This window comes from Helicobacter sp. CaF467b, assembly GCF_022664765.1.
GTDB classification, from domain to species: domain Bacteria; phylum Campylobacterota; class Campylobacteria; order Campylobacterales; family Helicobacteraceae; genus Helicobacter_D; species Helicobacter_D colisuis.
The window spans coordinates 972,202-995,613 of the sequence record NZ_JALAIY010000001.1 but is presented as its reverse complement, the minus strand read 5'-3'; the positions used below and the strand labels follow the sequence as shown (position 1 = coordinate 995,613).

The window sequence follows — 23,412 nt, the reverse complement described above, 5'->3', positions numbered from 1 at the left end:
TAATTTTCAAACTTTTATTTTTAACCGCTTCTCAAAGTGCCTTTTGCACTCTTTACTATTATTTCCAAAAAATGATAGAATCCACAGAAAATTAAAGGCGCAAAATGAAAAATAAAAAACTCTTATTTTTAGCTTTTTTAGCACCACTCTATTTACTAAGCAAAGAAGTTGAAATCTATAGTAGTCCATTTTGTGGGTGTTGTATTAAATGGGGAGATTATTTACAAAACAATGGCTATCAAGTAACGCACCACAAAAATAGCGATTTTATGGCAGTCAAAGAAAAATACAAAATCGCACCACAAAATCAAAGTTGTCATACTGGCGTTATTGAGGGCTATGCCATAGAAGGACATGTGCCATTAGATGCAATTAATTGGCTTTTGGAAAACAAACCTGAAAATGTCGTTGGAATCTCAACACCAGGAATGCCAATAGGAAGCCCCGGAATGGAACAAGGTAATATGCAAGAAGAATATCCAGTTGTGTTACTTTATAAAAATGGCGATTCAAAAGTTTTTGGAATCTATAAGGGTGAAACACTTATTAAAAAGTAGCTTTAGTCTAGTTTTTAGACCTGCCCTATTTTTTTTGGCTTGTGGATATTGATTAAATAAGTAGCAAAAATAGCTAAAATACCACCAAAAATCGTTAAAAGGCTTGGTATTTCTCCCAAAATCAAATAACTACTTCCTAAAGCCATTGCAGGAACTAAAAGCTGATAAGAACTAGCCCTAGTCGCACCAAGCTTAGCAATACCCATATAATAAATGCTTGTCCCAATGGCTGTTGAAAGCACAGCAACTACAAAAATCATAGACCAAAATTTCATATCATAATGAAAAATCTCAAACATTTGTGGTTTGAAGAAAAACAAAGGCGAATAAAAAAGCATACTCAAAAAAGTAATATAGAAATTGATTGCCAAAGGATGAATACGAATCCTTTGACAAACTAGAGTTAAAATCGCCCAATCCAAAGCACAGAACAAGAAAAATGTATTAAATTTACCAAATAACTCTTCAAAACCTCCAAGATCAAGCAGACAAATCCCAGAAATAATGCCAATTCCAAGCCCTAAAATTTCATTGGCTTTGATGCTTTTGTTTTCCTTGCGAGAAAAAAAGTAAGCTAATAAATATGCAAAAATAGGAATCAGGGTAGTAACAAGCACACCGCCCTTCCCTGCACTACCATAATTTAAGCCCATAAAAAAGAAAATAGAATATATCCCATTTAAACAAGCCGCTACTAATAAAAATTTCAAATTTTCTGTGTTAATCCGCAAAGGCACCTTCAATAACATAATCAAAGGAATAGAAGCAATAAAGGCAAAAAAGAATCTCCAAAAAGCTATAATATCTGCACTTGCATACTGCACTAAAACCTTTCCACAAGCCCAAGAACTCCCCCAAAAAGCCATTGCTATGACAATCAAAATAGAAAAGATAAGATTCTTTTGCACTTAAATTCTCTTTTATCTCTTTAAAACACAATCGTTTTATTGCAATAAACAAAAATTTTCTCTTCTAAAGCTAGATTTAGTGCCTTAGATAGGACGATTTTCTCCACATCTCTGCCGTGTTTTTGCATTTCCTTCCAATCCATTGTGTGATTGACTTTAGTAATATCTTGATAAATAATTGGACCCTCATCAAGCTCATTATTGACAAAATGCGCGGTAGCACCAATGATTTTTACACCTCTTTCATAGGCTTGTTTATAGGGGTTTGCTCCCACAAAAGCCGGTAAAAAACTATGATGAATATTAATCAATTTCCCCTCAAACTCTTCAACAAAATTGGGGCTTAAAATCCGCATATATTTTGCCAAAATAATATAATCACTTGGATATTGTTTTAAAACTTCAATGATTTGTTTTTCGTGATCTTCTCTGCTTTTTCCTTCGTGGCTAATGCAGATAAAAGGCAAGTTAAACTTTTGACACAAAGGCTTTAAAACTTCATAATTAGAAATCACCGCTAAAATATCCGCATTTAGCTCATTGCTATCATAACGGATTAGCAAATCGCCTAAACAATGACTCTCTTTAGTGCAAAGAATCACAATTTTCTTTTTTTGGCAAGGAAGTATCTCTACTTGACTAGATTCATCATTAATAGCAGCTTTTATCTTTTGCTTTAAAATCGCAATTTCACACTCCCCCTCAATCTCGCTACGCATAAAAAAAAGATTATTTTCTTTATCAACAAATTCATCATTTTTTAAAATATTTAAATTAAATTGAAAAATAATCTGTGTAATTTGAGCAATCAAGCCTTTTTTATCTGGAGTTTGTATCTTTATAACAAAACGCATTAATACCCCTTTAACCACCCTAAAGATATATTATAAATACCTTCTTGAATACCAAGTGCAATATTCTCACCTATAATTTTTTCTAAATACATTTCCATTTCACTTTTTTGAAGCCAAATAGGATTTTGAATCTTGCCTAGCTCAAAAAGTATTTTTTGCGCTTCATAAATGCTTCCAATGCTATCTACCAATCCTAGCTTTAAAGCATTACTAGCACTAAACACCCTACCCTGTGCAAAATCTCCTTCTTTTGTGATTTCCAAATTTCTTGCAGCCACGACCTCACTTACAAACATTTCATATTGCTCTTTAATTAATCCCTTTAACATTTCTTCTTCTTGCTTATTCCAAGGACGCATAAAAGTTCCTGCTTCTTTGTAGATTCCAGCTTTTAGAATTTGTGTTTTGATTCCTAGTTTTTCTGCTAACTCACTTACATCCACTCCATTTAAAATCACACCAATAGAACCTACTAATGCACCCTTATTGGCAATAATTCTATCTGCCCACACTCCTGCTAGATAACTACCACTTGCCATAGAACCTTGCGCATAAACAACAATAGGCTTTTTGCTTCGTATCCTCTTAACCGCTTCTGAGATTTCAACACTTGGTGGAATAGTGCCACCAGGAGAATCAATAACAAGCAAAACCCCTTTAATATTAGGATTGTTTTCCAGTTTTGAGAGTTCTTCTAAAAAACTATCGCTTTGGATTATCATTCCTTTTAAATCAATCCTAGCTACATTTGCTAAGCTAGAATTCCCACTAGAACTTGGCATAAAAATCAAAAAAACAATCAATAAAAACACCAAAGCCTTAAAATATTTCATAATAAAATCTAAAGGTGCTAACAAGATTCTAATTATTTTCAATCTCACTTCCTTACTAAAAATTAAAGCAAAATTATAGCACCATTCTCAAATGAAATTAGATAAGATTCTAAGCCTTTTTAGCAAACTTTTGATAGAATTTTGCCCAAAACTTTATTTTAAAAGGTATGTTGTGAAAGATTCACTCTCCAAAATTCGTAATTTTTCTATTATTGCACATATTGATCATGGTAAATCCACTCTTGCAGATTGTTTAATTCAAGCTTGTGGAGCAATTTCTGAGCGTGAAATGAGTGCGCAAGTAATGGATACAATGGACATTGAAAAAGAACGCGGAATCACCATAAAAGCCCAAAGTGTAAGATTGAAATATTTTTACAAAGGCGAACCTTATATTTTAAATCTCATTGATACCCCAGGGCATGTGGATTTTAGCTATGAAGTTTCACGCTCACTTGCTTCTTGCGAGGGAGCTTTATTAGTTGTTGATGCCTCTCAAGGTGTGGAGGCTCAAACCATCGCAAATGTTTATATTGCATTGGAAAATAACCTTGAAATCATTCCTGTTTTAAACAAAATCGATTTACCAGCAGCTGCACCAGAGCGTGTAAAATCAGAAATAGAGCAAACTATTGGGCTTGATTGTAGCCACGCTTTAGAGGTTAGCGCTAAAGCAAATATTGGAATTACTGAATTGCTTAATAGAATCATTGAATTAGTTCCACCACCACAAGGGGATTTAGAAGCTCCTACTAAAGCTTTAATCTATGATTCTTGGTTTGATAACTATTTGGGTGCTTTAGCTTTGGTGCGTGTCTTTGATGGTTCAATCAAAGTTGGTCAAAACATTTATATTATGGGAAGTGGTAAGAATCACGAGGTTTTGGGATTGTTTTACCCTCATCCAATCAAACAAGAAAAAGCAAAAAGTATTCAATGTGGTGAGGTTGGGATTGTTGTTTTGGGATTAAAAAATGTTACAGATATAGCCGTCGGCGATACCATAACAGATTTTAAAAATAAAACCAAAGAACCTATTGCAGGATTTGAACCAGCCAAGCCTTTTGTTTTCGCAGGAATTTATCCCATTGATACAGACAAATTTGAAGACTTACGCGATGCGCTAGAAAAACTTAAACTCAATGATTCAAGTCTTAATTTTGAACCAGAAACCTCTGTGGCTTTAGGCTTTGGATTTCGTGTTGGATTTTTGGGACTTTTGCATATGGAAGTTATCAAAGAAAGATTGGAGCGAGAATTTGGGCTAGATTTGATTGCCACTGCGCCAACGGTTGTTTATGAAGTTACCCAAACCGATGGTGAAATAATTATGATTCAAAATCCAAGCGAATTACCACCTGAACAAAAAATCGCAGGAATTAAAGAGCCTTATGTTAAAGCGACCATTATTGTGCCAAGTGAATTTTTAGGGAATATCATTACGCTAGTAAGCAAAAGGCGTGGAATCCAAAAGAAAATGGAATATTTACAAGAAACAAGAGTATTGTTAGAGTATCATATTCCTACTAATGAAATCGTAATGGATTTTTATGATAAATTAAAATCTTGCACAAAGGGTTATGCGAGTTTTGATTATGAGCCAATTGGCTATCAAGAGGGAGATTTAGTTAAGCTTGATATTCGCGTGGCAGGAGAAATTGTAGATGCGCTTAGCATTATCGTGCCAAAAAGCAAAGCTTATGAAAAAGGAAAAGAACTTGTAGAAGCTATGAAAGAAATTATCCCAAGACAACTTTTTGAAGTAGCGATTCAAGCAAGTGTGGGGAACAAGATTATCGCCAGAGAAACGGTTAAATCAATGGGAAAAAATGTAACTGCAAAATGCTATGGCGGAGACATTACTAGAAAACGAAAGCTACTTGAAAAACAAAAAGAAGGGAAAAAGCGTATGAAAGCCATTGGTAAAGTCAATTTACCACAAGAGGCATTTTTAGCAGTTTTAAAAATTGACTAATATAACTTAAGAGTATTAAAAATGTTTATTTTAAAAAAAATTTATTGGCTTGTTTTAGCATTGCTAATTTGCGCTTGTTCATCTACAATCTACACTAATCGCACTCAACTTATGCTTCTTAATGAACAACAAGAAAAAGCCTTAGGGGAGCAAAGCGCTCTTGCAGTTTTAAAAGAATCAAAACTAAGTCAAAACACCACACAAACAGCTATGGTAAAACGCGTAGGACAAAAAATTGCTTCTATCGCCAATCGCCCTGATTTTAATTGGGAATTTTATCTAATAGAAAACAAAGCCCAAAATGCCTTTTGTCTCCCAGGTGGTAAAGTTTTTGTTTATACAGGCTTAATGGAATTAATCAGCAACGATGATGAACTTGCTGTAGTGATTTCACACGAAATTGGGCATACAATTTTAAGACACGGCGCTGAACGAATGAGTATGCAAACCTTACAACAATTAGGTGGAAGTATCCTTGAAATCTTTGTTGGCACACAAAATCCTGAATACAATAATCTTTTTAATAAAGCTTATAATGTCAGCAGTAATATTGGAATCATGCTACCCTTTAGCCGTCATCACGAGCTTGAAGCTGATGAAGTCGGAATCATACTTATGCAAAAGGCAGGTTACAATCCACAAGCCGCTTTAAGCTTTTGGCAAAAAATGTCTCAAGGCAACAAAGAAACTTCAGATTTTTTCTCCACACATCCAAGCGATACAAAAAGAATACAAGAAATAAAAAGAATTCTAGCAAAGTAGAGTGAGTTGTTTTTTTATAGAGTATTTTCTATCCCAAAAAATGGGGATAGAAAAATTCTTAAAAGAGCGAAACCGCTAAAAATCCGAGAATAACGCTAAAGACAATTGCCAAAACTCCCGGAATTAAAAAGGCGTGATTGAAAATATACTTTCCAATCCTTGTAGAACCTGTGTCATCCATCTGCACAGCACCTAGCAAAGTAGGATAAGTTGGAAGCACAAAAAGGGCTGAAACTGCTGCAAATGAAGCAACAAGCATATAAGAATCGCCTGGATTTGCCGCTGTAATTCCTAATGCTGCGACAACTACTGGAGTGATAGCTTTAGCGGTTGCTGCTTGAGAGTATAGAAGCATAGCCGCAAAGAAGAATATAACAGCAAGTAGTGATGGAACAGCCTTAACCCAATCACCAGCTAGAGTTTTAATCTCTTCTGTATAACCACCAACAAATGTATTACCAAGCCACGCAACACCCAAAACACATACGCACGCTACCATACCTGATTTGAATACGCTTGTATCGGCTACTTTGCCAACTTCAATTTTACAAAAGATTGTAATAAATGTAGCCACACCTAGCATAAAGCTCATAATAGCAGCATCTCTAGGGACAATGACATTTTCTATAAGAACCGGTTTGCCACCGACTTTTGAGATAGCAGTAGCATAAAGCACCACACAAAGCACTCCAATAATAAAGATTCCAACAGAAAGCTTTGCACCTTTTTTTAATTCCATATTTTGTGAGCCAATAGGAGCTTGAACTAATCCGTGAGCTAACCTTTCTTGATAGACAGGGTCTTTGCTTAAATCAAGATCAGTAAATAGAGTTATTACAAAAGCAGTTAGCATACAACCAATAAAAGTAGTAGGAATCCAAATTCCAAGTAAAACTGGATAACTCCAACCAAGTGGCTCTAACACACCACTCATATACACCACAGCCGCACTAACAGGACTTGCAGTAATTGCAATTTGACTAGAAACAACTGCAATAGAAAGTGGCGCTGATGGCTTAATGTTTTGTTCTTTCGCCACTTCAACAATAACAGGAATCATAGAAAACGCAGTGTGTCCTGTCCCTGCAAGAATTGTTAAAAAATAAGTTACCGTTGGGGCTAAATAGTTGATATATTTTGGATTAGAACGCAAAATTCTCTCAGCAATTTGAACCAAATAATCCAAACCACCTGCAAGTTGCATTGCAGAAATAGCCGCAATTACAGACATAATAATCAAAATAACATCCCAAGGAATAGTGCCTGGTTTCATACCAAGACAAAGACCTAAGATAACAACGCCGATACCACCAGCGTAACCAATACCGATACCACCAAGTCTAATACCAACAAATATTGCACCCAAAAGAACAATAATTTGCAAAATCAACATAATCATTTCCATTAGCAGACCTTATTTCTTTGCTTTCATTTGTGGATTAAGCATATTTTTTGGATCTAATATTTCACTAATTTCTTCTTTAGATAAATATCCTCTCTCCAAACAAATATCTCCCACTGATTTTCCAGTTTGCAAAGCTTCTTTTGCAATACTTGCGGATTTTTCATATCCCAAAATTGGATTAAAAGCTGTTACAATTCCAATAGAATTAAGCACAGATTGCTTGCAAGCCTCAGGATTTGCAGTTAAATGCTTAATAGCTTTTTGCGCTAAAGTTTTCATAGCGTTTTCTAACACAACCAATGAATTAAAAAGCGCATAGGCAATTCCAGGTTCAAATGCGTTAAGCTCAAATTCTCCTCTCTCGCTACAAAGCATAATAGTTACATCATTGCCAATTACTTCATAGCAAGCTTCACCAACAGCTTCACAAATCACAGGATTTACCTTACCAGGCATAATAGAACTTCCAGGCTGCATTTTAGGTAAATTAATTTCGCCTAATCCACATCGAGGTCCTGAATTCATTAATCTTAAATCATTAGCAATCTTAGAAAGTCTTACTGCAGCAGTCTTTAAACAACCACTTACATAAACAAAATCAGCAGTGTCTTGAGTAGCTGCAATCAAATCTTCTGCAGGTCTAAAATTTACTCCAGTAATTTCTTGCATTTTTCTTTCAACAACATTTTTATAATCTGGATGGCAATTAATTCCTGTTCCAATTGCTGTTGCACCAAGATTTAAAACTTCCATAACCTCTCTTGCAGCTTTAAGTTTTGCAATATCGCTTTTAATATAACTCGCAAAGGCATTAAAAGTATTTCCCAAAGTAGTTGGCACAGCATCTTCAAGCTCCGTTCTTCCCATTTTAATATAATCTTTATATTCCTCAGCTTTTTTAAGAAGCTCTTCTTTTAATTCTTCCATTGCTTCAAGCAAATCCCCTAGCTTCTTATGTGCTGCAACTTTAATAGAACTTGGATAAGTATCATTAGTAGATTGCCCCAAATTTGTGTGATCGTTTGGATGAAGGTATTGATATTCACCTTTTTTATGTCCCATACTTTCTAGTGCAATATTAGTTAGCACTTCATTAACATTCATATTAGTAGAAGTTCCAGCACCACCTTGAATCATATCAACAACAAATTGCTCAATAAACTCTCCTGCAATCAATCTATCACAAGCAGCCGCTAAAGCATCTGCCTTATCCGCATCTAAAACCCCTACTTCTTTATTAGCCAAAGCAGCAGCTTTTTTGACTTGCGCAAAAGCTTTAATAAAAAATGGATAGTCTCTTAATTTACGCTGTGTCATATGAAAATTATCTACTGCGCGATAAGTTTGCACTCCGTAATAAACATCTTCTGGTATTTCAAGCTCTCCTATAAAGTCGTGTTCTTTTCGAGTTGCCATAAACTACCTCCTAAAAAAATAATTTTTGAGTAAATACCTAACTCATGAAGACAATACTACTCTTACTTTTATAAACATTTTATTAATAATTTAAATTAATCAAAAACTTAAATTTTTTATTAATATTTGATTTTTAAAATCCCAAATCTTTGTTCGTAAAATATAACTACCAAAGAAACAAAACTTGCACACAAAATCCCAAGAGGATAGGAAATAATCACTCCTATAAATCCATAAATTTTTGATAATATCAAAACAAAAAACAAAGCAAAAAATAAAGTATAGGAAAAAGTAATAATAAATGAACTTGTTGTTCTTTGAATGGATTGAAAGAAAATTGCACTGACAATATTAACCCCCAAAAGAACATAACCTAAAAAATAAATATCCATAGCTACTTTTACATCATTAATCAAACTAGGATCGCGCAAAACAATATTATCTTGCAAAAACAAAGGAACAATCAAAGGCGACAGACAATAAAAACTAATATAAAGCGCCACTCCTCCCAATAAACTAAACCCCAAACCAAAATAAAAAACTTCTTTTACTCTTTTAAAAAGCTTAGCCCCATAATTAAAACTTGCAATAGGCTGAATCCCTTGAGCCATTGATAATAAAATGGTAAAAGGTATGATACCTACATACATTAAAACACTATAAATCGCCAATCCCCTATCTCCAGCAATTCCAACAATAGTATGATTAAAAATTAACATCATCATACTTACACTAATTTCAGAGCTACTTTGAGGGATACCATTTTTGGTTGCCATCAAAATTGCATAAATATCAAAAGCTTTGATTAAAAATAAATCTCCCTTTTTGCGTAAAAAATGTTGTAATAAAATACACATTCCAATCCCATGCCCCAAAATTGTAGCCAAAGCACTTGAGTGAATCCCCCACTCTAAAACAAATAAAAAAAGATAATTTAAAACAATATTCATCAAAGCCCCAACTATCATTGCTATCATCGCCAAAATAGGCTGTTTATCATTGATGGCAAAAATATCAAGCATTGGGTGTAAGACAATAATAAAAGCCCCCAAATAAATAATCTCTGTATATTCTATAACCAAAGGCAATAAAGTCTCACTAGATCCAAGATACAAGGCAATCGTATCGCTAAAACAATAGAGTATGATTCCGCCCACCAAAGAAGTAAAAACTGCAAAATAAAAAACGGAGCTAAAGATGATTCTAGCCCTAAAAGGCTTTCCTTTTCCCAAAAAATAAGAACTCATCGCTGCAGCGCCTACACTAAAAAGCAATTCAAAGGCAATAAGGATGGGAAAAATGGGCCACGCAATCCCAATGGCAGCTAAGGCATTTTCGCCTAACTTTTTACCCACAAAGATTCCATCAATAGTGGAATAAGTTGATAAAGCTAACATTGCAACCAATGAGGGTAAAAAATAAGTGAAAAATAATCTTGGAATTGTGGCTGTTTTTAAATTAATTTTACTCATTATTATTTTCCATGGCAAGTTCTTTAGCAAATTCTAATGAATTTTCTATGTCAATTTTAGGCGAAAGCAATATTTTTGCTTTTTCCCCTAAAAGTTCCTTTGCCACTTTAGCAGTGCTTTTACCAATACAAAGTGCCAAGTAGCTATCTCTCCAAGCATAATTTTTTAAAAAAGCCTTAAGACTTGAGGGGGCACTAAAAAAGAAAATAGAATCATCACTAATTCTCTGTTTATCAACCTCAGGAATCGATAAAATTTTAGTCTCATACAAAATTGATTCACTCACCAAAATCCCTCCATTTCTTAAAATTTCTACGAGATTAGAAGCGACTTTTTTAGCACGAATAAAAAGCACTTTTTTTTTCTGTAAAATCTCTACTAATTCCTTACCAAATAAATCCCCATAAGCAGTAGAAGCTACAAATTCTACCTTGCCACCAAAACTTTCTAACACTTTTTTACTTCCCTCTCCAATCACATAACAAGGCAGATTCTGGCATTCTTTAGGAGCAAAATGCTCTAAGGCAAAAACGGCATTTTTGGAAGTAAAAAGCAAACCATCTACTTCTTTAATCTTTTGTTTAAGCGCAGAATCTTCTATAAAGCAAATTTCTAAAAGCTCCAAATATTCCACTGCTTTGATTGTTTTATTTGTATTTTTTTTTGTGATATAATAAACTCTTTTCATTCTTTGATTCTAGCTAAAATTTCATAAAGGGTGCAAATGTATATTAAAAATAAAAGCTTAGCTAAGCCAATTGATTTACAAAATGATAAACTTGATAATTGCATCATTATTGACTTACGCTCTAGAGGATATTTTCTCATTAGTCATATTTCCAATGCGCTTAATCTTATTTCTCTTTCGCGAATTGGTTTTATTGCACAAGAAAATCCCGATAAAAAAATCGTGCTTTATTGTCATAGTGGAGCAAGCGCAGCGGATTTTGGGAGTAAATTAGTTGAGATGGGATATAAGAATATTTATTATTTAGATGAAAATTTCTTTAATCTCCCCAAAATGGGAATTTCTATTCAATACAACACTTAAAGACTAATCTTTAATCGTGCTATAAAGTGCTTTAATCGCCACTTCAAGCATAGTATAAATTTTCTCAAATCCTTCTAAATTTTTATAATGATAGGGATCAGGTATATCTTGACCCTCTAGCCCAAAATCTCCTATAAGTTTGACTTTTTCTTTTTTAAATCCCATTGAAAGCAAGTCTTGATAGTTTTGCCTATCCATTGCTACAATATAATCAAAAGAATCATCACCATAAACATTAACCCTTCGCCCTCTTAGCTGTGAAATATCAATTTTATATTTTTTAGCAATCGCAATAGAATAAGCACAGGGTGGTTCATCAATATGCCAACCACTTGTTCCTGCTGAATCAATCTTAAGATTCAAACCCTCTTTTTGCGCCAAATGCCTTGCAATCCCCTCTGCCAAAGGAGATCGGCAAATATTTCCCAAACAAACAAAAAGAATTGAATGGACTTTTTGCATCAATTTTTCCTTGATTTACTTTTGCATTTCTGCCCATTTTTGCGCAATTCTTACTGCATTAGTAGCTGCACCAACGCGAATTTGATCTGCCACGCACCAAAGGTGTAAAATCTTTTTATCATAATTATCAACACGGATTCTACCCACATAAGTCTCATCAGTATCTGTTGCCAAAGAAGGCATAGGGTAAGATTTTTCTTTAGGACTATCAATGACAACTACCGATTCTGCTTTTCTTAAAACTTCTCTAGCTTCCTCTGCACTCACTTCTTGCTCAAAAGCAATGGTGATAGATTCGCTATGGCTTCTTAAAACAGGCACACGCACACAAGTCGCACTCACTGCAAATTCACTATGCATAATCTTATTGGTCTCATTAACCATTTTCATTTCTTCTTTTGTGTAATCATTATCCAAAAACACATCAATATGTGGAATAAGATTAAGTGCGATTCGATGAGGGAATGCCTTTGGCTCTACTGAATCCATATTAAATTCAAAAAACTTCTGCATTTGCAAGACTAATTCCTCCATTCCCTTTTTGCCCGCACCTGAAACAGCTTGATAAGTGCTAACATCCACTCTTTTGATTTTAAAAGCATTGTGCAAAGGCGCTAGAACTTGCACCATTTGTATGGTTGAACAATTAGGGTTTGCGATGATTCCAGCTTTCTCCCACAATGCAATATCCTGCGGATTTACCTCAGGCACAACCAAAGGCACATCTTTTTGCATTCTAAAATGACTAGTATTATCAATCACAACAGCCCCAGCCCTAGCGGCACTTGGCGCAAATTCCGCACTCACACTTCCACCTGCAGAAAAAAAGGCAATCTCAATTTCTTCTTCTTCAAAAACACTATGAGTAAGCTCCTTTACCTTATAGGCTTCATCTTTATAAGTAATTTCTCTCCCCACGCTTCTTGCACTCGCCAAAGGCACAAGTTTATTAATAGGAAAATTTCTTTCTTCTAGAATCTTAAAAATCTCTTCACCAACAGCTCCAGTAGCCCCAACAACAGCAACATTAAACTTTTTCATAAACAACTCCTTAAAAATTAATATGGTAATGTTTTATTTTTTCTAACAATGCTTGCTTTTGCATTCCCAAAAGCTCAGCTGCACTATCTATATCCGAATCAGACACCTTTAGTGCTTCATAAATCAATTCTTCCTCTAAATTAGCGATTTTTTTGGCTCCACCACTCTCTCTAGAGCTTAAAAACAAATCCTCAGGCATAATAGTGTCATCTTCACATAAAATCGCAGCTCGCTCCACAACCGACAAAAGCTCTCTAATATTTCCAGGCCATCTATAAGAAAGCAATTGTTCTTTTGCTCCTTTTCCCCATTTTTTCTTTCCCACTCCATATTGTTTATCTACTTCCTCTAGTTTCCATTCACAAAGCGGAATAATCTCCTCTATCCTTTCGCGTAATGGTGGAATATGAATAGGAATTGTTTGTAGTCTAAAAAATAAATCTTCCCTAAACTCACCCTTTTTAATCTTTTTTTGAATGTCTGCATTAGTGGCTGCAATAAAGCGTATATCCACTTTAATTGGCTTACTACTCCCAAGTCTTACAATCTCTTTTTCTTGCAAAACGCGCAAAAGCTTTGCTTGGAGACTAGCAGGCATTTCTCCAATTTCATCTAAAAACACACTTCCGCCATTAGCACTTTCAAACTTCCCTGCTCTCCCTTCTGTTGCATCTGTAAAGGCACCCTTTTCATAACCAAAAAGCTCTGATTCAAGAAGATTATCAGGAATTGCTGCCATATTAATTGCAACAAAAGGCGCTTTTGCTCTAAGAGAATTATTGTGAATATAATTAGCAAACACTTCTTTTCCAACCCCGCTCTCTCCCAACAATAAAATTGATGCATCAGTTTTAGCAGCTTTATTTGCAAGCATTAGAGCTTTTTGCAATGCTGGAGAAGTGGAGATAAAGCTTTGCCCTTCAGCTTCTTCACTTTTTTTAGGGATTTTAGCGATTATTTCTTTGGCTTTTTTAGCACGATGAATCGCTGCCACCAGAGTTTCAATATCAAAAGGTTTAGTTAGAAAATCTTTCACTCCAAGCCTAATTGAATCAATTGCCTTATTTAAAGTCGCATTACCCGTGATAATCAAGGCTTCATAACGCCCATTTAATTCCCTTAAAAACTCAATTCCATCCATTTGTGGCATATTAATATCAGTGATAATTAAATCAATGCTATCATCAAGTTTTTTGAGTGCATCTTTAGCGTTTTTAAAGCTCACAACTTCAAATTCTTCATATTCACCAAGGGCAATCTCTAAAGACTTCCTCATATTAATATCATCTTCAACAATAGCTAACTTCATCACTTCTCCTTTTTATTTGCTACAAGATGATAGATTGTAGCAATCCCCCTTTCATATTCAACTTTAATGCGCGTTGCAGGGATTGATAAAAGGCTTACAAACTCGCCTTGATAATTAGAAGCTTTGCTTCTATCTTCTAGCTTCACACCCCATTTAAAAAAACATTCTAAAATTTCCTCTTTTGCAAAATCTAAAAATTCTCTTTCGCTTTTACTATTATGCACAATCTCGCATTTTTTATAAGGATTTTTAATTTTATCCAACAAATTAGCACTCAACATTGCAGGAGAAAAATAATATTTTTCATTCAAAATAATTCCATTTTTAATAGCTACCCTATAAGAAAAGATATACTCTGTAGCCCCTGCAACAATACTGCAAATCATAATTCCAAAGAATATTTTATGCATTATTCCCCATTGTTAAATTCTAATAATCCATTATCCCCTTCTGGTAAATCTTCTTCTATTTCTTTTTCTTCTTTAGGGCATCTTGCAATAGAGACAACTTTATCATCATCTACATTAACAATAATCACACCACTTGTAGCACGTCCTGCTTTGCGAATTGTCTGCATATCAACACGAATCATCTTTCCGCTAGAAGTCAAGACCATTAAGTCCATATTCTCATCTACATTAACTACGCCCACAAGTTTTCCTGTCTTACCAGTGAGCTTCATTGCAATAACACCCTTACCACCACGATTAGTAATGCGATATTCATTAACTTCCGTGCGTTTTCCTATACCTTTTTCGCTAACACTTAAGATTTCTTCATTTTCGCTAGAAACCACGGTAGCACCGATTACATAATCTTCTGGAATCTTGAATTTAATCGCTGTAACCCCTCGCGCTACCCGACCAATCTCACGGACATTATCAACGCCAAAGCGCACACACATTCCTTCATAAGTAACCACAAGTATCTGCTGAATCTCCGGATGAATGATTTTTGCTGTTACAAGCTCATCATCACCATCAAGATTGATAGCCTTTACCCCAACACTACGAATGTTTTTAAATTCACTTAAATTAGTGCGTTTGATGATTCCATTTTTTGTGAAAAATGCAATAGACTTGTCTTCATTAAAGTCTTTTGTTGTAATAGTAGCCATAATCTTTTCATCAGGTGCAAGGTTAATTAGATTCACCACTGCTTTTCCAATGGCGGTGCGACTTGCTTCTGGAATTTTATAAACCTTTAACCAATACAACTGCCCTTTGTTAGTAATAAACATAATCGTATCATGTGTGTCAGAGACAAAAAAGCTTTCAATAAAATCATCTTCGTGTGTATTAGCAGAAATTTTACCCTTGCCTCCGCGATTTTGTTTTTCATAAGTCCTAACTGGCACTCTTTTGACATATCCACGATGACTCATTGTAACCACTACAGCTTCATTTGGGATTAAATCCTCCACATCAATACTCTCATAATCCTCTTCAATAGCTGTCAAACGCTTTGTGCTAAATTTTTCTTTAATTTCAAGCAATTCTTCTTTGATAATTTTATTAAGTAATTCCTCACTTCTTAGAATTGAGCTTAAATATTCAATCTCTTTAATTAATTCTTGATATTCATTTTCAATTTTATCTCTCTCTAAGCCTGTTAGGCGTTGCAAACGCATATCCAAAATCGCTTGTGCTTGTATCTCGCTAAGATTAAACTTCTCAATCAAACCCTCTTTAGCAACTTTTGGATCGCTACTAGAACGAATCAAGGCAACAATTTCATCAATATTTTCCAAAGCAATTCTCAAGCCCTCTAAAATATGCGCTCTAGCCTTTGCCTTTTCAAGTTCAAAAATTGTGCGTCTAATAACCACACTCTTACGATGAGAAATAAATAAACCAAGCAATTCCAAAAGTGTAAAAATCTTAGGCTCTTTATTGTAAATAGCAAGTAAAATAATCCCAAAAGTGCTTTCCATTGGCGTAGATTTAAAGAGATGATTAAGAACAATCTCACTCATTGCTTCTCTTTTTAATTCCACGACCACCCTTATTCCATCTCTATCAGATTCATCTCTTACTTCTGCAATGCCTTCAATCACTTTCTCTTTAGCTAATTCCGCAATTTGCTCTACTAATCTTGCTTTATTGACTTGATAGGGTATCTCATCAATTACAATAATATCTTTTGTTTTAGTTTTTTCAATATGGGTTTTAGCGCGAATCTTGATTCGACCACGCCCTGTTTCATAAGCTTCTCTAATACCATTTCTACCATAAATGATTCCACCTGTGGGGAAATCTGGTCCTTCGATGAATTGTAAAATTTCATTCAACTCTGCTTTTGGGTAATCAATTAAATACACCAAAGCATCAATAATTTCATCAATTCTATGTGGAGGAATATTAGTAGCCATACCCACAGCAATTCCATTTGAACCATTAACAAGCAAATTAGGCAAACGACTAGGAAGAATATCAGGCTCTTTGAGTGTGTCATCATAGTTTGGGAGAAAATCCACTGTATCTTTATCAATATCCCTCAAAACCTCTTCGGCTGCTTGAGTCATCTTTGCTTCAGTGTAACGCATAGCTGCTGCACTATCACCATCAATACTCCCAAAGTTTCCTTGCCCATCAACTAATTCTAGGCGCATAGAAAAATCTTGCGCCATTCTTACTAAAGCATCATAAACCGCCGTATCTCCGTGTGGATGATATTTACCAATAACATCTCCAACGATTCTTGCAGATTTTTTGTATTTTGCTTTTGAAGTTACTCCAAGCTCATACATTGCATATAAAATTCTTCTATGAACTGGCTTTAATCCATCTCGTGCATCAGGCAAAGCACGCCCCACAATTACACTCATTGAGTAATCAAGATAGCTCTCTTTAATAGAGTCTTCAATATTTACATTCTGTATATCTTGGTTTAACAAATCAGACATTTATTCCCTTTTGCTTTATAAAAAAGTTTTAGATTATATCCTTATTTAACTTTAATTCCGCTAATAATAAGCATTAGCATAAGCGCTTTATTGGCAATACTTTTTCTCATCTAAATAAGAATCTAAAATAGAAGTGGTTTGATGAATTTTGCAAATAAACTTTAAAATTTCTTGACCCCCCAAAACACTGCCCTTTTCTTGCATAATTCCTGCAAATTTTTCTTCAGCAAACAAAGGCATTCCTAACATTTCTTCATTTTTGTCTTGAGGGAGATTTTTAATCGCCCCTAATATAGTTTGTTCAGTGGCAAAATTAGACCACTCTTGTTCATAAAAATACTCTATTTTTAAAGAATTATCCAAAGTCTTTAAATAAGAATTATTAAAAATATCAAAAGATTTTTCTCTAAAATTTAAAGCTCGTAAATTTGGCTCTGGAAGAATATTGCAATAAATATCTGTGAATTTTTGTGGCTTTAAAATTGCTAAGTCTAGATTAGAATCTAAAGCTAATATTTCTGCATGACTAAGACAGGCAACTACATAGCTAGGCGATTGGCTATCATAGAGTAAAATATCTTTTGCCTTAGATTCTCTATAAACTAAACTCGCACTTGTAATAATTAAACCTTCATTAATAATTAAGCCATAACCCTCTTTATAATCTTGTATTCCAAAAGAAGAAACAATTTTCAATCCGCTATCTAGCCACTTGGGTGATTGCGCATACAAATTTAACACACACAACAAACTCAATAATATCTTAAGCATATTAAAAATAGACTCCAAAATTATTTATCTTTAATTCATAAAATACTACAATAAAAACCCTTTAAAAACAAAAATTAAAATTCAAGGAATTAAAATGGAATTAAAAGAATTCAATCTTTCAAAGGAAGAATTAAAATCACTTCAAAATGCTATCATTCATACAGAAAAAGGTGATATGAAAGTAAAACTTTTCCCCAATGAAGCACCCAATACAGTAGCCAATTTTGCTTCTTTAGCTCAAAATGGATTTTACAATGGATTAAATTTTCATCGCGTTATTGCAGGTTTTGTTGCACAAGGAGGTTGCCCTAATGGCGATGGCAGAGGTGGTCCAGGCTATGCTATTAAATGCGAGTTACAAAACAATCCCCATAAACATTTAAAAGGAACACTCTCAATGGCACATGCTGGTCGTAACACAGGAGGCAGTCAATTCTTTATTTGTTTTGCTCCACAGCCTCACTTAGATGGAGAGCATACAGTGTTTGGGCAAATAGAAGATGAAGAAAGTTTAAAAGTCCTCGATTTAATTAAACAAGGAGATAAAATCCTAGGAATTGAAATTTGTCAATAAGCTAGAATCTAGCTTATTGATGATTTATCAGATTACTTAAAGCTCTGGCTTTGGAGTTTTATCTGTAGAAATAGGGAGCTGTGGATAAGTAACAACTGGTTTTTCACCTGTGAGAGATTTTAAGAATGTAGAAATTTTTTCTGCTTCTGCTTTAGAAATTTCAATTCCAAGTTGCACACTTCCCATTTCTTGAATTGCATCATTAAGAGACCAAATTGCTCCATTATGGAAATAAGGTGCTGTCTCAGCAATATTTCTTAAAGTAGGAGTTTTAACCATTCCATTAGCATCACCTTTGAAATCCCCTAAATTTGCAAATTTATATTGTCCAGCTACTTGGAAAGCCTGCATAGTTCCCCCCAAATTAATTCCATTATGACAAGCTGCACAACCTTTATCTAAAAATACTTGCAATCCCTCTTGCTCTGCTTTGGTTAATGCTTTTGTATCTCCCTCTAAAAATTTATCAAATCGAGAAGGTGTAATAAGAGTTCGCTCAAAATTTGCAATTGCATCAGCGATATTATCAAAAGTTACCCCATCTTTTCCGTATATTTTTTTGAATTCATTTACATATTCAGGTAACGAAGCAATTTTTTCAACAGCAAGCTTTGCAGGTGTTGCCATTTCAGGCTCTGCTTCAATAGGTCCTTTGGCTTGATCAGCAAGTGTCCCTGCTCTTCCATCCCAAAATTGAGAAGCATTTAAGACTGAATTATAAACTGTTGGGGAATTTAAATGGTGTGGATTTACTGTCCATTTATGACCTACTGCTGCTGAAATTCCATCTGTTCCGCCCATTCCTAAATTATGACAGGTATTACAAGAAATAATTCCACTTTTAGATAAACGAGGTTCAAAATACAATTTTTTACCAAGTTCAGCTTTAGCTTCAGTAAAAGGGCTAAATTCCACTCCCATTTCTCGCAATACTTTATCGACCTCTTTTTGGTTTTTTGGTAAAGGTACCAATCCATTATCTTTTGCACTTTGAATCAAAGGATTAGCATTCAAAGTAAGACTACAAGCCACTAATACTGAAGATAATGACAAAAACCACCTCTCCATTTAATACTCCTTATAAAATAAAATTATGATTACCACTGCAATCCCAAAAATTTTATCTTTTTTTTTATTAAATAAAAATTAACAAAAAATAAAAGTTATCTTTTGAACTTTAAAGTCCAAAATCACAAAATAACAAAAATCATCGATAAAAAGGATGAACCCTTAAAAAAAGAAAGATAAAAAAACTTAAAAAGTATTTGCAAACATTTGTAACAATAAAGCAGAATCAACTTTGTTTTAAAAATAACCCTAAATCTTAAATTTATTTTAAGGCAAGATAGCGATTCTTTAATACAATCTTGCCTTAAATTTTATTAATCTAGTTCCCAATTTTCCAAAAGATTAAAATTCAAATAACGATAAATTTGATTTTCCTTTCCTTGCAGTTTTTTAGGAATTAAATCCAAATATTCTTGTTTTGTTGGGATTCTTCCAAGCAATGCACAAAGTGCTGCCAATTCCGCACTCCCCAAATAAACTTTAGCACCTTTCCCCATTCGGTTATCAAAATTTCTTGTGGAAGTTGAGAATACAACTGCATTATCTCTAACACGCGCTTGATTTCCCATACATAAACTACAACCAGGAAGCTCAATTCGCGCTCCAGCAGCCCCAAAGACTGAATAATATCCCTCCTCTGTAAGCTCTCTAGCATCCATTTTTGTTGGTGGCGCAATCCAAAGGGTTGTAGGCACCATTCCCTCGCCCTTCAAAACCTCCCCTAAAGCACGATAATGCCCAATATTTGTCATACAGCTTCCAATAAAGACTTCATCAATACTATGTGGGCGATTTGGATCATTTAAAATCTCACTTAGCGTTGCCACATCATCTGGATCATTAGGACATGCTAAAATTGGTTCCGTAATTTCATCAAGATTAATCTCAATAACAGCAGCATACTGCGCGTTAGAATCAGCTTTTAAAAGCACAGGATTATCAATCCACTCTTGCATTTTTTGCGCTCTTCTTTTTAGAGTTGCACTATCTTGATAACCAGCTTTAATCATAGCTTCAATCAACGAAATATTGGATTTTAAATATTCAATAATGGGCTCTTTGTTTAAGGTAACCGTGCAAGCTGCTGCACTTCTCTCTGCACTCGCATCACTTAACTCAAAAGCTTGTTCAACTTTCAAATCTGGTAAGCCCTCAATCTCCAAGATTTTACCGCTAAAAATATTTTTCTTTCCTTTTTTTTCTACACTTAATAATCCTTGCTTGATTGCATAATAAGGGATTGCATTAACCAAATCTCTTAATGTGATTCCAGGCTGCATTTTGCCACTAAATCGCACAAGCACTGATTCAGGCATATCAAGTGGCATAGAACCAGTTACAGCTGCAAATGCTACAAGCCCACTTCCTGCAGGAAAACTAATTCCAATGGGAAAACGCGTATGCGAATCCCCACCTGTCCCAACACTATCTGGCAATACCATGCGATTAAGCCAAGAGTGAATAACACCATCACCCGGTCTCAAAGCCACCCCACCGCGACTACTCATAAATTGTGGTAAAGTTGCATGGAGTTTAACATCTGCGGGTTTAGGATAAGCTGCAGTATGGCAAAAACTTTGCAATACAAAATCTGCGCTAAATCCTAAAGAAGCGAGTTCCTTAATCTCATCGCGTGTCATCGCTCCTGTAGTGTCTTGACTACCAACGGTGCTTACTCTAGGCTCACAATAAGTTCCCGGCAAAATCCCTTCAACTCCACAGGCTCTACCCACCATTTTTTGTGCAAGTGTAAATCCTTGTGTGCTCCCTTTTGGCATTTGAGGTTTTGCAAAAATTTCTTCTTTTGGCATTCCCAAAAACTCTCTTGCCTTAGCGGTTAATCCTCTACCAATAATGAGATTAATTCTGCCTCCAGCACGAATTTCATCAGCAAGTGTATTAGGCTTTAAATCAAATTTTGAAACTACCGCTCCATTTTTGCAAATCTCACCTTTATAGGGATAAATCTCTATAACATCACCTTCATTAAGCTCACTTACAGGTGCAACAATAGGCAAACAACCACTATCTTCACAAGTGTTAAAGAAAATTGGTGCAATGACACTACCAATCACCAAACCACCTGCCTTTTTGTTTGGAATATAAGGAATCTCTCGCCCCATATGCCATACTAAAGAGTTGCAAGCTGACTTTCTAGAACTTCCTGTCCCTACGACATCACCCACATAAACAAGCGGATATCCCTTCTTCTTAAGCTCCTCAATTCTACCAAAGGCATTTTGGGTGCGACTTTTTAACATAGCTTGTGCGTGCAAAGGAATATCGCTTCGCGTAAAAGCATCACTTGCAGGACTTAAATCATCAGTATTTGTCTCGCCATCAATCTTAAAAACTACAGCTGTAATCTTTTCTGCTAAAGGTTCTTTAGAGAGAAACCACTCTGCATTAGCCCATGATTCTAGCACTTCTTTGGCATAGGTATTACTCTTGCTTAGTGTTGCAATTTCATTAAAGGAATCATAAACAAGCAAAGTATGCTTTAAAGCCTCCGATGCTGCTTTAGCCACTTCTACTTCACTAGAATTTAAAGCTGTTACTAAAGGAGTAATATTGTAGCCTCCAAGCATAGTGCCAAGTAATTTTACTGCCAAAACTTTAGAAATACCACTAATATTGACTTCACCTTGCACAATCTGGTTTAAAAATTCTGCCTTAACCTTAGCTGCTTCATCAACACCCGGCGAAACACGATTAGACAATAAATCGATTAACTCCTCTTGCCTTTCGCCTTTTTTTAATAATTCAATCACTTCAATTACTTGTTCTTTTGTTAAAGGAAGTGGAGGAATATTTTGCTCTGCTCTTTGTTTGACTTGTTCTTGATATTCTGTGAAAAAACTCATTGACTACTCCTTAAAATACTTTTATAATATTCCAAAATCATACAAAAAAAATCTTAAAAAATAGGCAAAAAAAATTTAAACTTTCTTTTTTTGTCTCTAATGTTTGCTTTTGAAACAACTAAACACAAAAAATATAATCATCCATTGACAAAAAATATTTTTTTTTGTATAAATCAATACACTTATTTTAAGTATTTAATTTTTTTATTTTAGTATGTCTTAAGGAGTTTTCATGAAGGTTATGCAGTCTATTAGTGAGGGCATAGGCAATACCCCTCTTTTGTTTATCAAATCGCTTTCCAAAGAAAGTGGGGCTAATATTTATGGTAAGTGTGAGTTTTTTAACCCAAGTGGATCGGTTAAAGATCGGATTGCGCTTAATATGATTGAAAGTGCGATACGCGAGGGTAAGATCAATGAAAACACAATTCTAATCGAGCCAACAAGTGGGAATACAGGTATAGGCTTAGCCTCTGTGTGTGCAGCTAAGGGCATTAAGCTTATTCTTACAATGCCAGAATCTATGAGTATTGAGCGACGCAAGTTGCTTAGCGCATTTGGTGCAAAATTAGAGCTTACTCCAGCACCACAAGGTATGAAAGGTGCTGTGTCTCGCGCTTTAGAATTGCAAAAAGAGATTCCAAACTCTCTTGTATTGCAGCAATTCCAAAACAAGGCAAATCCTGAAGTGCATCGCAAAACTACCGCGCTAGAGATTTTGGAGGCAATGGATGGCAAGATTGATGTATTTGTGAGTGCAGTTGGGACAGGCGGGACTTTAAGCGGTGTAGGATCTGTCTTAAAGCAAAAAAATCCCAATGTAAAGATTATTGCCGTTGAGCCAATAAATTCGCCTGTTATTAGCGGTGGTGCCCCCGGACCTCACAAGATTCAAGGTATTGGAGCAGGGTTTATTCCTGAAACTTTGGATACAAGTTTGATTGATGAGGTTTTGCAAGTTGATGCAGAGTGGGCGGCACAAGAAGTAAGAAAAATTGCAAAAAATGAAGGTGTGTTGGTAGGAATTTCAAGTGGTGCAAATCTATGGGGTGCAAAAGAAATTGCTAAAAAATACCCTAATGCTAATATCGTAACGATTTTATGCGATACAGGTGAAAGATACCTTAGCACAGATTTATTTGAAGTATAATGCCGATTCTAAGATAGAGCAATCTATCTTAGAAT

The 23,412-nt window shown here is 34.9% G+C and carries 21 protein-coding genes; 6 read left to right on the top strand and 15 right to left on the bottom strand.

Features of this window, described 5'->3' with window-relative positions:
• Positions 1-104 precede the first annotated feature (104 nt).
• Complete coding sequence (locus tag MKD52_RS05090) at positions 105-557, top strand: DUF411 domain-containing protein (RefSeq protein WP_242099485.1); 453 nt, start codon at positions 105-107, stop codon at positions 555-557.
• A gap of 14 nt (positions 558-571) precedes the next feature.
• Here MKD52_RS05090 and MKD52_RS05085 read toward each other — a convergent pair whose 3' ends face one another.
• Genes MKD52_RS05085 through sppA form a run of 3 tightly spaced genes read right to left on the bottom strand, consistent with a single transcriptional unit; the run spans position 572 to position 3,194 of the window.
• Positions 572-1,465: a DMT family transporter gene (locus MKD52_RS05085; RefSeq protein ID WP_347340922.1), complete on the bottom strand. Its 894-nt coding sequence runs from the start codon at positions 1,463-1,465 to the stop codon at positions 572-574.
• Between the two features lie 20 nt (positions 1,466-1,485).
• The gene (purU, locus tag MKD52_RS05080; protein ID WP_242099484.1) at positions 1,486-2,319 is read right to left on the bottom strand and encodes a formyltetrahydrofolate deformylase; all 834 of its coding nucleotides are present in this window, start codon (positions 2,317-2,319) and stop codon (positions 1,486-1,488) included.
• Positions 2,319-3,194: a signal peptide peptidase SppA gene (gene sppA, locus MKD52_RS05075; RefSeq protein WP_242099483.1), complete on the bottom strand. Its 876-nt coding sequence runs from the start codon at positions 3,192-3,194 to the stop codon at positions 2,319-2,321. Before sppA ends, purU begins: the two co-directional genes overlap by 1 nt.
• A 130-nt stretch (positions 3,195-3,324) precedes the next feature.
• Here sppA and lepA point away from each other — a divergent pair, with 130 nt between their 5' ends.
• Both lepA and MKD52_RS05065 read left to right on the top strand, forming a co-directional pair.
• On the top strand, positions 3,325-5,127 hold the full coding sequence (lepA, locus tag MKD52_RS05070; protein WP_242099482.1) for a translation elongation factor 4: 1,803 nt from the start codon (positions 3,325-3,327) through the stop codon (positions 5,125-5,127).
• Positions 5,128-5,148: 21 nt separating this feature from the next.
• Entirely contained in the window at positions 5,149-5,889 is a 741-nt protein-coding gene (locus MKD52_RS05065; protein ID WP_242099481.1) for a M48 family metallopeptidase, read from the top strand.
• Positions 5,890-5,947: 58 nt separating this feature from the next.
• Here the strand turns inward: MKD52_RS05065 and MKD52_RS05060 are convergent, their stop codons facing one another.
• From MKD52_RS05060 to MKD52_RS05045, 4 genes are all read right to left on the bottom strand, one after another.
• Positions 5,948-7,294: an anaerobic C4-dicarboxylate transporter gene (locus MKD52_RS05060; protein WP_242099480.1), complete on the bottom strand. Its 1,347-nt coding sequence runs from the start codon at positions 7,292-7,294 to the stop codon at positions 5,948-5,950.
• Positions 7,295-7,303: 9 nt separating this feature from the next.
• Positions 7,304-8,710: an aspartate ammonia-lyase gene (locus tag MKD52_RS05055; protein ID WP_242099479.1), complete on the bottom strand. Its 1,407-nt coding sequence runs from the start codon at positions 8,708-8,710 to the stop codon at positions 7,304-7,306.
• Positions 8,711-8,829: 119 nt separating this feature from the next.
• Entirely contained in the window at positions 8,830-10,182 is a 1,353-nt protein-coding gene (locus tag MKD52_RS05050; protein ID WP_277930826.1) for an MATE family efflux transporter, read from the bottom strand.
• The gene (locus MKD52_RS05045) at positions 10,175-10,870 is read right to left on the bottom strand and encodes a uroporphyrinogen-III synthase (RefSeq protein ID WP_112056696.1); all 696 of its coding nucleotides are present in this window, start codon (positions 10,868-10,870) and stop codon (positions 10,175-10,177) included. The genes MKD52_RS05050 and MKD52_RS05045 overlap by 8 nt, the downstream gene beginning before the upstream one ends.
• 36 nt (positions 10,871-10,906) lie before the next feature.
• Between MKD52_RS05045 and MKD52_RS05040 the strand changes: the two genes are divergently transcribed.
• Entirely contained in the window at positions 10,907-11,233 is a 327-nt protein-coding gene (locus MKD52_RS05040) for a rhodanese-like domain-containing protein (RefSeq protein ID WP_242099478.1), read from the top strand.
• 3 nt (positions 11,234-11,236) lie between these two features.
• Here MKD52_RS05040 and MKD52_RS05035 read toward each other — a convergent pair whose 3' ends face one another.
• The 6 genes from MKD52_RS05035 to MKD52_RS05010 form a co-directional block, all read right to left on the bottom strand.
• Positions 11,237-11,695: a low molecular weight protein-tyrosine-phosphatase gene (locus tag MKD52_RS05035; RefSeq protein WP_242099477.1), complete on the bottom strand. Its 459-nt coding sequence runs from the start codon at positions 11,693-11,695 to the stop codon at positions 11,237-11,239.
• 15 nt (positions 11,696-11,710) lie between these two features.
• Positions 11,711-12,736: an aspartate-semialdehyde dehydrogenase gene (locus MKD52_RS05030; RefSeq protein WP_242099476.1), complete on the bottom strand. Its 1,026-nt coding sequence runs from the start codon at positions 12,734-12,736 to the stop codon at positions 11,711-11,713.
• 10 nt (positions 12,737-12,746) lie between these two features.
• On the bottom strand, positions 12,747-14,045 hold the full coding sequence (locus MKD52_RS05025; RefSeq protein ID WP_242099475.1) for a sigma-54 dependent transcriptional regulator: 1,299 nt from the start codon (positions 14,043-14,045) through the stop codon (positions 12,747-12,749).
• Positions 14,045-14,455, bottom strand: coding sequence for a hypothetical protein (locus MKD52_RS05020; protein ID WP_242099474.1), 411 nt, complete (start codon positions 14,453-14,455; stop codon positions 14,045-14,047). Before MKD52_RS05020 ends, MKD52_RS05025 begins: the two co-directional genes overlap by 1 nt.
• Positions 14,455-16,950 (bottom strand): DNA topoisomerase (ATP-hydrolyzing) subunit A, encoded by a 2,496-nt coding sequence (gyrA, locus tag MKD52_RS05015; RefSeq protein ID WP_242099473.1) that lies wholly within the window; start codon positions 16,948-16,950, stop codon positions 14,455-14,457. The genes MKD52_RS05020 and gyrA overlap by 1 nt, the downstream gene beginning before the upstream one ends.
• A gap of 87 nt (positions 16,951-17,037) precedes the next feature.
• Positions 17,038-17,721 (bottom strand): hypothetical protein, encoded by a 684-nt coding sequence (locus tag MKD52_RS05010; RefSeq protein ID WP_242099472.1) that lies wholly within the window; start codon positions 17,719-17,721, stop codon positions 17,038-17,040.
• 94 nt (positions 17,722-17,815) lie between these two features.
• Between MKD52_RS05010 and MKD52_RS05005 the strand changes: the two genes are divergently transcribed.
• Positions 17,816-18,295 carry a peptidylprolyl isomerase gene (locus MKD52_RS05005; RefSeq protein WP_112056703.1) on the top strand — a complete coding sequence of 160 codons (480 nt, stop codon included), beginning with the start codon at positions 17,816-17,818 and terminating at the stop codon, positions 18,293-18,295.
• Between the two features lie 36 nt (positions 18,296-18,331).
• Here the strand turns inward: MKD52_RS05005 and MKD52_RS05000 are convergent, their stop codons facing one another.
• Complete coding sequence (locus MKD52_RS05000; protein WP_242099908.1) at positions 18,332-19,348, bottom strand: cytochrome-c peroxidase; 1,017 nt, start codon at positions 19,346-19,348, stop codon at positions 18,332-18,334.
• A gap of 329 nt (positions 19,349-19,677) precedes the next feature.
• Positions 19,678-22,227 (bottom strand): bifunctional aconitate hydratase 2/2-methylisocitrate dehydratase, encoded by a 2,550-nt coding sequence (acnB, locus tag MKD52_RS04995; RefSeq protein WP_242099471.1) that lies wholly within the window; start codon positions 22,225-22,227, stop codon positions 19,678-19,680.
• Between the two features lie 232 nt (positions 22,228-22,459).
• On the opposite strand from acnB, the gene cysK reads away from it, so the two are divergent.
• Positions 22,460-23,377: a cysteine synthase A gene (gene cysK / locus MKD52_RS04990; protein ID WP_242099470.1), complete on the top strand. Its 918-nt coding sequence runs from the start codon at positions 22,460-22,462 to the stop codon at positions 23,375-23,377.
• The last annotated feature ends 35 nt before the right edge of the window (positions 23,378-23,412 follow it).